Origin of the sequence: Anaerobiospirillum sp. NML120448, assembly GCF_023050945.1 — a bacterium.
In the GTDB taxonomy this organism is placed as follows: domain Bacteria; phylum Pseudomonadota; class Gammaproteobacteria; order Enterobacterales; family Succinivibrionaceae; genus Anaerobiospirillum.
This window is the reverse complement of record NZ_JALKIM010000012.1, coordinates 56438-68100: the sequence shown is the minus strand read 5'-3', so window position 1 is coordinate 68100 and position 11663 is coordinate 56438. Positions and strand designations below refer to the sequence as shown.

General features: G+C 40.0%; 7 protein-coding genes and 1 pseudogene. 5 read left to right on the top strand and 3 right to left on the bottom strand.

What is annotated here, in order from left to right:
• Positions 1 to 122: 122 nt before the first annotated feature.
• A complete protein-coding gene (locus tag MXE38_RS03780; RefSeq protein WP_246911749.1) occupies positions 123 to 389 on the bottom strand; it encodes a hypothetical protein in 267 nt (88 codons plus the stop codon).
• A 326-nt stretch (positions 390 to 715) separates the two neighbouring features.
• Here MXE38_RS03780 and tolQ point away from each other — a divergent pair.
• The 5 genes and pseudogenes from tolQ to pal form a co-directional block, all read left to right on the top strand.
• Positions 716 to 1381, top strand: a pseudogene (gene tolQ, locus MXE38_RS03775) (protein TolQ); the annotation flags it as partial.
• Between the two features lie 882 nt (positions 1382 to 2263).
• Positions 2264 to 2704, top strand: coding sequence for a protein TolR (gene tolR / locus MXE38_RS03770; protein WP_246911732.1), 441 nt, complete (start codon positions 2264 to 2266; stop codon positions 2702 to 2704).
• 11 nt (positions 2705 to 2715) lie between these two features.
• Entirely contained in the window at positions 2716 to 3702 is a 987-nt protein-coding gene (tolA, locus tag MXE38_RS03765) for a cell envelope integrity protein TolA (RefSeq protein ID WP_246911721.1), read from the top strand.
• 127 nt (positions 3703 to 3829) lie between these two features.
• A complete protein-coding gene (gene tolB / locus MXE38_RS03760; RefSeq protein ID WP_246911704.1) occupies positions 3830 to 5134 on the top strand; it encodes a Tol-Pal system beta propeller repeat protein TolB in 1305 nt (434 codons plus the stop codon).
• Positions 5135 to 5201: 67 nt separating this feature from the next.
• On the top strand, positions 5202 to 5825 hold the full coding sequence (gene pal / locus MXE38_RS03755; protein WP_246911702.1) for a peptidoglycan-associated lipoprotein Pal: 624 nt from the start codon (positions 5202 to 5204) through the stop codon (positions 5823 to 5825).
• 1390 nt (positions 5826 to 7215) lie between these two features.
• On the opposite strand, the gene MXE38_RS03750 is transcribed toward pal, so the two are convergent.
• Together MXE38_RS03750 and MXE38_RS03745 are read right to left on the bottom strand one after the other, a co-directional pair.
• A complete protein-coding gene (locus tag MXE38_RS03750; protein WP_246911699.1) occupies positions 7216 to 8811 on the bottom strand; it encodes a methyl-accepting chemotaxis protein in 1596 nt (531 codons plus the stop codon).
• Positions 8812 to 9956: 1145 nt separating this feature from the next.
• Positions 9957 to 11609, bottom strand: a complete 1653-nt coding sequence (locus MXE38_RS03745) for a methyl-accepting chemotaxis protein (protein WP_246911634.1) — start codon at positions 11607 to 11609, stop codon at positions 9957 to 9959.
• Positions 11610 to 11663: the final 54 nt, after the last annotated feature.

Here is an 11663-nt window from a genome sequence, read left to right as displayed (position 1 = left end):
TCAATATCAGTTTTAAATTTACGTACTTTCATGTTAAGAGACTATATTGAGCTATACCTAAAACTATTTTAACATGAATGTAGTACTAAGCTTATTTATTACCTAATTATTTATGTCGTTTACTATAGATCTTCTTTATTGGCAAGGAGCTGTTCTCTTGCTTTAAGCGCTAATTTACCTGCCTCAATATCTACTTGTGCTTTAATATCTGGATTGAGCTCATTGGTGTTGTTAAAGCCCAGCTCTTGGGTAAGTTTGAGTGCAAAAACATCAGGGTTAACAATATTTGCTTGAAGCTTTGGGGGCAGAGTTTTTGTTAAAGCCTCGTAGCAAGATGATTTGCCAGATCCATTCGGGCCTGCAAAGATTAATAGCAATGGTTGACTCATAGTTAATTGCCCTTACCTAAGGTGAGAAAAGTTATGGCTTATCCTAAGTATTTGCTAAGAGCTGTGATTTAGTATAGGGGTTGGGTAATAATTTTTGCCCTTTTTTGTTTTTGTACATGACATTGTATTCATGGGCTTATAAAATAGAAAGCCATTTTAATACTGAAAGCTTGAGACATTAAAATTAAAACCAAGATTATTTGTGGCGATGGTGGTTTTAAGTTGTTAGTTTCAGGTTTCTAATTAAATGAAAAGCACATTATATTAATAGGCATAGAGGCGCTTAATCTGCTTTATTCCTTATTCTGGTGGAGAAACAATTTTATATGCAACCTCAAGGAGCACTGTCCTTTACTGAGTTGGTATTGAATGCCAGCTTTTTAGTGCAATGTGTAATGCTGTTTTTATTAGCACTATCAATTGCATCATGGACTATTATTATTTCACGCAATAATCAGTACCGTATTGGTCGTGCTAAGGCTGATGCCTTTGAAGATCTGTTCTGGTCAGGTATAGATCTCAACAACCTTTATCAGGATTGCATGAAGCGTCCTGATGAGTTGGTGGGACTTGAGGTAATTTACTCTGCTGGTTTTAAAGAGTTTGTGCGCTTAGTTAATTCAGGCCCTGCAGATCAAGATGTGGTCATGGATGGTACTTATCGTCAAATGAAAGTAGCTTGCTCTCGTGAGGTCGAGTTATTAGAGACTCATTTACCTACTTTGGCAACTATTGGTTCTATTAGTCCATATATTGGTTTGTTTGGTACTGTTTGGGGTATTATGCATGCCTTCGTAGCTTTAGCAGCAGTAAAAAATGCTACTTTAGCTATGGTGGCTCCTCCTATTGCTGAGGCTCTAATTGCAACTGCTATGGGTCTGTTTGCTGCTATTCCTGCTGTTATGTTTTATAACCGCTTTGTTACCAAAGTTGAGGCCTTAGAGAATCGTTACTATAACTTTATGGATGAGTTTTCAACCATTCTCAACCGTCGTTTAGTAACCATTCGTTCTCAGCTTAATCGCCAGCAGCATGAAATGGCCTCTGCTCCAATGGTCAACAATGTGCAAAATAATATGGGTTCTTCCCCTAATGGCAATGACTTATCTGCTATGAATAATCTTAATGCCATTAACCCAAGTGCAGCGCCTAACCCACCAGAGACTCATAAAGGCGCTAACAATAATGTTTATGATGCTTATGGTCAAAATGACACTATAGGCAGTCAGGCTGCTATACATGGAAATGATAGTGTAGCTAATACTAATAGCCAAATTAATCAAGGTCATGAGCTAAACTCTCAAGCTATCAACAAGCGTAATAATGGCCCAACGCCACCTAGTGCCCAAGCATCAGCCAATGCTGTGCCTGTAGTAAATCAAGGTTCTATGGCCGCTATTAGCTCAGGTAATGCACCTGCTGCTAGACCTAATCGTGAGATGGTTAATAATAACAAGCCTCAAGCTCGACCAGGCCAGGCTTTAAGTGGTGTTAATGCCGCCTCTGGCCAAAATATCAATGCCGCTGCCTTTAATGACCCTAATATGGCCGCCAATTATCGAGGCATTGTTCCTCCACGCTCAGGGAACAGCAATAATATGAACAGTGCTCAATTACCTGGTGGTTCAGCTGTACTACCTAAGGGTGCCCCTAATGCAGCCATGATGAATCAAGCTCGCAATAATGGTGCTGTTTATAGAACAGGACATGATTTTGAGGGTAAGAAAGTAAATAAAGCACCTCCTAGCGAGCCTCAATATATTTCCCCTGGAGTGCAAAATAAAAGAAGGGCCAATCAAGTAAATAATGAGAGTTAAAGGTTCTAGAGTGTATCTTGTATGCAGCTGATAACTTTTATTTTGAGGGTAAGTTAAATGGCAGAAAGAGGCCGTAGACGTAAATCTAGAACTGTAGCTGAGATCAATGTGGTACCGTATATTGATGTTATGTTGGTATTGTTAGTGATCTTTATTGCTACAGCTCCTGTGGTAATGCAGGGTGTTACTGTAGACTTGCCTCAAGCTGAAGCTGAGGCTATGAATGAGGATCAAAGAACTCCAATTATTGCTACTGTAGATAAAGCAGGACAGTACTTTGTAAGTGTTGATTCTCAAAGCGTTAAAATTCCTGACTTAAACACTGTAGGTTCAGTAGTTTCAGAGGAATTACGTAAGGATCCTACTAGACCTGTAGTGGTTCAGGGTGATGCCCAAGTAGCTTATGACAGTGTTATACAGTTAATGAATGCACTTAAAAGAGCTGGTGTGGATAGTGTCGGTTTAGTTACTGATCCTATTGCTATTACTAAGGATTAGATTTTTTTAGTATGAAGATTGGACTTGGAACTGCTTTTATTTTAGCCATGCTTTTTCATGGTGCTTTATTAGCTACCTTGGTAATTAATGTTTCTTTAGAGAAACCTAAAAGACCAGAGGAAAAGCTAGGCCAGATCATGCATGCTACTATTGTGAATGTCCCTCCTGCCAAGGGCTCTCCTAGTGGTGAACCGCCTAAAAAAGTTCAAGTTCAAGATACGGCCAAGCAGGCTGCAGAAGCTGCCGCAAAGGCAAAGGCTGAACAAGAGGCCCGCATTAAAGCTGAGCTGGAAAAGCAGTTAGCTGCCCAAAAGAAAGCTGAGGCGGAGCGTCAAAAAGCCTTAGCCTTAAAGAAAGCCGAGGAAAAGAAGAAAGCTGAGGCCGAAGCTAAGAAGAAGGCCGAAGAAGAGGCCAAGAAGAAGGCCGAGGCTGAGGCTAAGAAGAAAGCTGAGGAAGAGGCCAAGAAGAAGGCCGAAGCAGAGGCTAAAAAGAAAGCAGAGGCCGAAGCTAAGAAAAAGGCCGAAGCAGAAGCTAAAAAGAAAGCAGAGGCTGAGGCTAAGAAAAAGGCTGAGTTAGAGGCTATTGCTAAGCAAATGGCTGCTGAGCAAGCTGCCCGTATGGAAGCTCAAAAACAAGAGCAGCTTAAAGAACAGGCCGATGATTTAGAAAAAGATCTCTTAGGGCAGGCCAATGGTGTAGAAGGTGGCGAGGGCTTAGGCTCTGGAACAGGCTCATCTGATAGTTTGACTTATGGTAATAAGGTACAACAATTAATTGAGCAAAACTGGCGTATTGACCCATCAATGAATGGTAAAAAGGTAGTAGTTACTGTGTCGGTAGATAATGAGGGCATGATTTATAACGAAAAATGCCAAGGAGACAGTACTGTATGTGCCAGCGCTATTGCCACTTTAAATTTAATTGGTATGTTGCCTCGACCTCCACAAGGTTGTAAAGACTGCAATACCATTGTAATTACTATGACTCCAAAGATTTAAGCTTTAATTCATTTTAGTAATACAATAGTGCCAAACTCTAATTGCAATAATTTTGCTAACTTAAGTGGTCAATAGTGTAGTTAGCTTTGCTAAACTATATTTAGTTGATTGTTTTTATGGGGGATCCATGCGCTTTATTCGTGTTCTTGGCTCTGTTGTGCTGTCTCTGATCTTGTTAGGGACTAACGCACAAGCAGCTCTCCAAATTGAAATCACTGGCGGTATTAATGAAGGCCGTCGAGTGGTTGTTTTACCTTTTAAAACCTCAGGGCAAGTGCCTGTAGATGTCTCTGCTATCGTTAGTGCAGACTTAATGCGTTCAGGTAAATTTACACCTATTACCTATAACCAGCTTCCTGCTGGCTCTATAGTAAATGGTGCTGTTAACTTTGACGTTTTAGCTGCTAATGGTGCTGAGGCTGTAGTTACTGGTGAAATTAATCCTGTAGCCAATAGCAATAACTTTCAGGTCATTTATATGATCTATGGTGTGCAAGGTGCCAATAAGGGTAAGCCGCTTGCAGAGCGTCGAGGTATTACTACTAACCCTAATCAGTTACGTCAAGCTGCTCATTTAGTATCAGATCGTACTTATGAGTTGTTAACTGGTCAAAGAGGCGCATTTAGAACTCGTATTGCTTATATCGTTTATCGTCATGGCGATCGTTTCCCATATCAGCTTATGACTGCCGATTATGATGGCTATAACGAGGTACCAATCTTACGCTCAACTGAGCCTATTATGACCCCTAACTGGTCACCAGATGGCAAGCGTTTAGTTTATGTCTCTTTCGAGAAGCGTGCCCCAACCATTTACGTTCAGGATATTTTCTCTAAAGAGCGTACTAAGCTTTCTTCATTCCCTGGATTGAACTCATCTCCAACTTGGTCACCAGATGGCAATAAGATTGCATTTACTTTATCTAAAGATGGTCAGCCAGAAATTTACTATTACGACTTAGTAAGCGGCAAGTATAATCGTGTAACTAATAATAGAGCTATCGATACTGAGCCAGCTTGGTCTGCTGATAGTAAGCGCATCTTCTTTACCTCCGAGCGTGGTGGTAGAGCTCAGATTTACGCTGTAAATATTGACACTAAAGAATCACAGCGCATTACCTACCAAGGTGCAATGAATTTATCTTCACGCCCAATTCCAGGTAGCGATGCTCTAATTGTGATCACACGTCAAAATGGTTATCGTGTAGCCCGTGTTGATAAGGATGGCTCCATTTATATGCTTACAACCTCATCTTTAGATGAGTCTCCTTCTGTGGCTCCAAATGGCAGTATGGTAATATATAGTACTGTATACCAAGGCCGCAAAGGCTTAGCATTAGTTTCTACTGATGGCCGTTTTAAAGCAAACTTACCATCAAGTAATCGTGGCGAAATTAGCGCTCCAGCTTGGGGCCCATTGCCTGAGAAATAGGCATTGCAAACTCTCAATTGCATAACTTTCCTAAACTTATAGGATCAGGCAATTAAGGAAGATTTTTATGAAAACAAAAACTTTTCTGGCACTTTTAGCAGGCGTTATGATGTTTGGTCTGACAGCTTGCTCTACTAGCACTGATGGTCAGCAACAAGACGGCGAGTGGATTGAAGACAATGGCGCTACGCAGGATAACTCTGGCTTAGCAGGCGATGTTTTTATTGAGGATAATTTAGGCTTTGGCGGTATTGCTGGAGATACTGTAACTCAAGTAGGTGAGGACGGTGCTCTTATTATTGGCGATCCTAATATGTCTCAAGATGGTCTTTATGATCCAAACTTTGCAGGCCCTCAAGCTTTAAGAGAAAACAACACTGTTTACTTCAAGTACGACAGTGATCAAATCCAAGACGAGTATGTTTCTGTAATGCAGGCTCATGCCCAGTACTTACGCAACAATCCTGATTCTCGTATTATTATCGAGGGTCATACTGATGAGCGTGGTACCCCAGAGTACAATATTGCTCTAGGTGAGCGTCGTGCTCGTGCTGTAGCCCGTTACATGCAAAACCTTGGCGTGGATGTAAATCAGTTATCCATCGTATCTTATGGTGAAGAAAAGCCATTAGATCCAGGTCATGCTGAGGCTAACTGGAAAAAGAATCGTCGTGCCGTTATTAATTACTAATCTTTCAGTAATTAGTACGTATTTAGGCTAACGCCTCCCCCAAAGCCCTTGTAAGTTCTCTTACAAGGGCTTTGGCCTTATAGCAAGGTAACATTACTAAGATATCAAGTTTTCGCCGCTATGCCTGCTTGTGCACGTACACAAACGCAAATATCACCATACCACATAACCCACATCAATTGTCCATCACTACAATACTATCCCTCAGCGCTAGAATTTGGTCGTATGCCTGTGCTCCTTACCGCAGCTCACAACACCAGCCTGTATCTGTATGCCATAAGCCACAAGCCATAGGCCTTACGTCCTATGCCAACAGCAAAAAGCACAAGCCGTCAGCCGCCTGAGCATCCATCCATCCATCCATCCATCCATACATTTTGCTAAGCCATTGCACCATACAACTACTGCCCTAAATTAAAGTAGCTTAACCCTAATACGCTAGAATCCCGTTGCTACCAGTGTCTTGTATTGCGCCTATAGTCCCATGGTTTTACTTTACATTGTATCCATGGGCTTGCATTGCGCCTATGGCTCCATGCTTTCCATTGCACTCAAGGGCTTGCATTACGCCTATGGCTCCATGGTTTTACATTGAGTCCATGGGACTGCTTATGTGGTTAGTAAGTAGGGAGCCTAAACTGTTTGGAAAGCAAGAATGAGCACAAAATGGGGCGACTGGCTAATGAAGTGGTGTTGATAGGGGACAAAACAGCTCCTTTTTAGCTAGTACTTGTGCAGCTTTAAAGCTTACAAGCATGCTTTATCAAGCAAAAGCTAGACAATTACTACGAACAACGAGCTAAGAGCTTATTTTCAAGAGCTTTTGGCCTTGAGAAGTACTTCCAAGGCTTTTGGTATGGACGCATGCAGCTGTTCTAAGCGAGTAGAAAAATAGCTTTCCGCTATCCGCCTTCGGCCTTCATCCTTCTCCTTCCTCAGTACAAGTCATTAATGTTGGTAGTGGATAAATGTTTAACTGACAACAAAGTATGTTGTGGGTAAGGACAAATACTAATATTAGCCAGGTAGCTCAGTTGCTTGGTAGTAGCTGCCAATAAAACCATCTATAAGAGCTATGTGCCTTTTAATGAAGTATGAATATTAATTTGGGGATGCTAAATTAGTTGTGCGTTTGGCTTAATGAAGCTTGGGAAAGTAAAGCTAAGTGAGGTTAGGTGAGCTGAGGTGAAGCTAAGTAAAGTGATGCGATGTAATGCAATGTGATGTTGTGTTGTGTGAAGTGAAGTGAAGAGAGGTCAATTTTGAAATGTCAATAAGAGGGAGGGTGATTGATTGATTTTTGCCAAAGCCCAAAGAGCTAAGGCTTTGGGCTATGGCAAATAAATTAAAGATGCTTACTTAAAAAGGCTTTTAAGTAAAAGAGGGCTGATTATTTGTCTTTGTCAGCATCCTTTGGTCTTACCTTGAAGTAGGCAAGGGCCTTTTCAAGTTCTTGCAGATCTTGAGTTGCTTCAGTCATAGCGTGGTACTGGTTATCAGCATCGGCACTCATATCGGCAGCTACAGTAGTAACATTTTGCATATGAGTTGAGATTTCGCTGGTAGCGGCAGTTTGCTCTTCAGCGGCTGTAGCAATTTGAGTAATCTGAGTGTTAACGTCATTAACGTGCTCAGTAATATTATTAAGGATTTGCACAATGTTTTGAGCATCCTCAGCTACTTTATCCATGTTCTCCACAGAAACATTAATGGAATCGGTGGCCATAGTAGCTTCATCTTGGATGTTCTTAACCATCTTAGAAATTTCTTGAGTAGATTGAGAGGTACGGCTTGCCAGCGCACGAACCTCATCAGCTACCACAGCAAAGCCACGACCTGCCTCACCAGCACGAGCGGCCTCAATGGCAGCGTTCAAGGCTAATAAGTTAGTCTGGGCAGCAATATCATCAATGGTGCTTACAATAGAGCCAATTTCACGAGATTGACGGGCTAAGTTTTCAATCTTAGTGGCGTTGTCCTTAGTGTGCTCGCTTTGTTGACGAATATTTTTCATTGCTAATTCAACAATTTCCATACCTGAGGTGGAAATTTCTTTACATAAATTAGAGCCAGCAGCAGCTGTTTCACAATTGCGAGCAATATCAGTAGTAGTAGAAACCATCTCATCAGAGGCTGCTGCTACAGTAATGGCTTGATTTTGGATATTGCTTGAAACATCTGCAATCTTTTTGGCGATATTACGAAGCGTATCCATTTCATTCTTAAGACGGCCACTCTCATCTTGGGTCATAAGAATAATGTTGTTTAAAGTATTACGTAATTGGCGAATCTTGTCATGAGTTTGACCAAATTCATCCTTATTGCCAGCATGAATGTGTAAGCTAAAATCGCCATTCTTCAATGATTCGATAATGCTTACTTGTTCAGCTAAAGAACGACCAATGTAATTAGAGATAAAGATGGCCATGAAGATACCAATTGCTGTACTTAGAATAGTTAAGACAATAGATAAGATCATGGTTTTGTTATCAGTAGCCTCTTGGGTTAAGCTGATACAAAATTGATTTTGCTGTTTAAAAATATCAGAGGCTGTTTTAGCAGCTACACTTAAAGGAGGAGCAGCTAAAACCATGAAGTTGTCATAAGCCTTTTCTAAATCACCCTGCTTAGCAATAGGTAATACCTCTTTATCGATAATATCTAAAGCTTTTAGGGTGTTCTGCTGGAGCTTAATACAAGCATTATGATATTCAGTAGTGCCTAAATAGTCTGGTTTTACAGCATCAACGTTATGTTTGGCTTGTGACAAAATAGTGCCAGAGGCAGCCATAAGATCATTAATGCCATAGTGAGGCTCATCAGGATTTAAACCCATAGAGAACTTGCTTTTAATTTCTTCTACAGAAACTTGAGCGTTTTGAATACGGGTAAAGGCCTTGTTTAAAACCTCATCAATAGTAATAGCAGCCTGTTGGCTATGATGCAAAGAAATAATAGTACTAATAGAGATCACTACGTTGATCAATATCACTACTATAAAGCTGGATAACAGCTTTGCTTTAGTACTGAGATTAAGAAAGAAACTCATAGTAAAATTCTCAATTTATTTGCCAAAATAAATATCAACTTTAAGCCGAAGAATCAAAACCCAAGAAGAGTATAAATCTACTATTTTTCTTATAAAGACTAACTGTTAAGAGAAAACTATTGGTAGATTAAAGATAGAGTTTCTAAAAGAACTCAATTGACTGCTAACCAATGTGTTTTCGCTGTGTGACTTGAAGTCTATGCCCCTAATTATGTTTGCTTTAGCAAGAGAATTACCAATAAGAGAGCTTTAGTAGGGAGTAATCTTATTAATATAGGAATAGGAACAAGCTAAAGATTCCTAAAGAATTTTAGGCAAATTAGGAGAACAAAAATTGTTAATCACAATACGAAATTTAGTCTCTCCTATTATGAGCCCATAGCTTTAAACGGTCTAAAAATGGCAGTAGTTTAGCTAAAAGGCTGTTAGCTCAATAAAATAGTAAAAATATCCAAGTCTTGAGGTGTTGTTTTGATTAAAATGCCACCCATCCCTAAAAGGATGTAATAGCAATAATTAAATAGATATTAGCACTCTCACGGATATTGATACAAGCAAGAAAAGTTAAAAAAATACGACTAATATCAAAGTTTACAAGAGCGCTTAAATAAGTGATGGTCTTTAAGCAATTAATCTTACCAAAGACCTTATGTCCCTCTTAATGTAATTTAACGAAAAGTGATTACTAGCCCTCTAAAAGTACCATTAAGCTTGCTTGGCTAAAATTAATTAATTAATTAATTAATTAAAGAACCTTCCCTCTTGCACTGAAACTTGAGTAGAGAAAAGGCAACATACTAGTTTAATTGCTCTTACTGCTCTTTATTATTCCAAGCCAATTTACAGGCACAAGCTAAAATTTCCAGCTTTACCTATACAGTAAGTGTTAGCAAGCAAGTAGACTGAGCTGCGAGCAGGTATGCAGGCAAGAAGGCTGGCAGGTGAGCGAGCTAGCAAGCGTGCTGGCCTGGTAGGGTGTGTTTTTTGAGAGTGGAGCAAATAAGAAAGCCCGCAAGAGAGTATCTTACGGGCTTTGGGTGGGCAAGTTTTGCGCACCTTGCCCTTAATAAGGAATCGATAACTTAGTGTTGGAATTCTGAGCTAATCTTAAAGAACTCTAAAGCTCTATGTAATTCCTTTACGTCCTCAATAGTTTCATGAATAGCGTTGGCCTGTAAGTTAGCCTGCTCAGTCATTTCTGTTGAGGCATTGGTTACATTTTGAGCATTAACAGAAATTTCTCCAGTAGCTGTAGTTTGCTCTTCGGCAGAGGTAGCAATTTGAGTAATTTGAATATTTACGTCATTAACTTTATTGGTAATGTTATTTAGTAAATCCTCAATTTCTTTGGCATCGTCAGCAACATGATCCATATGCTCTACAGAAACATTAATGGAGTGCGAGGCATCTGTGGCATAACTTTGAATAGTGTCAACCATGCGTGAAATCTCTTGGGTTGACTGGGCGGTACGAATAGCTAAAGAGCGTACTTCATCAGCGACCACAGCAAAGCCACGGCCTGCGTCTCCTGAGCGAGCAGCCTCAATAGCAGCATTAAGCGCTAATAAGTTGGTCTGGCTAGCAATCTCATCAATGGTGCTTACAATAGAGGAGATCTCACGGCTCTTTTGTGATAATTGCTCAATCTTATTGGAGTTATCTTTTGTATTTTCTACCTGACGCTCGACATTTTCAAAAGCACGCTTAATTAAAGCAATACCACCTAAGGTAATGTCCTTACACTCATTTGAACCTTGAGCAGCTCGATCGCAATTGCGGGCAATATCGGCAGTGGTGGACACCATTTGATCAGAGGCAGTAGCCACAGTCATGGCCTGGCTTTGAACATTATCAGTGGCAGTAGCAATAATATTAGATGACTGGTTAACACTGTCTAAACGGGTATAAAGCTTGTCGCATTCAGTTTGGGTAAGATGAACGATCTTACTTACAGAAGAACGTAATTGATTTAAAGAAGCACAGGCACGACCAAACTCATCCTTGGACTTAACTTTAGCCTCTTGAGTAAAGTCACCAGTACTCATACGTTCAAGCTGCTTAATAAAATCAATAATTTGTTTGTTGATATAGGTAGCAATAAAGAAGGACATGATTACTGCTACGCTGATACCTAATACGGCTAAAGCGTAAATATAGTACAAGCTGTTTTCATCGGCAGCGGCTGATGAAACATCTAAACACTGCTTCATTTGAAGCTCTTCAATACGACTTGTACAACGTAAAGCAGTAGCACGTAGTGGCATTACATCTCTAATGTAAAGATTAAGAGCAAAATCAGCCATTTCAGAGTCAAGCAATGGCACAATTTGGTCTTCTAATTGGCGAATAAAGCCAAAACCTGCGGTACGTAATTCTTGGTTGGCAGAGGTGTAGGCTGGATCAATAATAAAATCTTCGTGTAAATCCATAATTGATTTACGAAGATTGGCTACTAAAGTAGGTATGTCTTTTTTAAGCTGTTCTGGGGTGTAATCTTTATCAATTAAATTAAGACCCTTCATAGCTTTTTGGTTAGCAATTAAAAAGGCATCCTCTACCTTTTTAATACGCTGGAAAGCAGTAGAAAGAGTTTCATCAATAGTATAAGCAGCTCGTTGAGCCATGGTTAAGTTGTAAATAGAAATACCAACAACCACCACGTTAACAAAAATCACAGCCATAAAACCAGCAATGATTTTAAATTTGGTACTTTTATTGCGCAAAAATGTAATCATGATGTCACATAGCGTATCTCTAACCATAACAAGTTAAAAAACGTAGCTCATAAA

What these genes read in the sequence shown, in the direction of transcription:
- tolA (WP_246911721.1), top strand. Translation starts at nt 2,716, where the DNA reads ATGAAGATTGGACTTGGAACTGCTTTTATTTTAGCCATGCTTTTTCAT.
- tolR (WP_246911732.1), top strand. Translation starts at nt 2,264, where the DNA reads ATGGCAGAAAGAGGCCGTAGACGTAAATCTAGAACTGTAGCTGAGATC.
- MXE38_RS03745 (WP_246911634.1), bottom strand. Translation starts at nt 11,609, where the DNA reads ATGATTACATTTTTGCGCAATAAAAGTACCAAATTTAAAATCATTGCT.
- pal (WP_246911702.1), top strand. Translation starts at nt 5,202, where the DNA reads ATGAAAACAAAAACTTTTCTGGCACTTTTAGCAGGCGTTATGATGTTT.
- tolB (WP_246911704.1), top strand. Translation starts at nt 3,830, where the DNA reads ATGCGCTTTATTCGTGTTCTTGGCTCTGTTGTGCTGTCTCTGATCTTG.
- MXE38_RS03780 (WP_246911749.1), bottom strand. Translation starts at nt 389, where the DNA reads ATGAGTCAACCATTGCTATTAATCTTTGCAGGCCCGAATGGATCTGGC.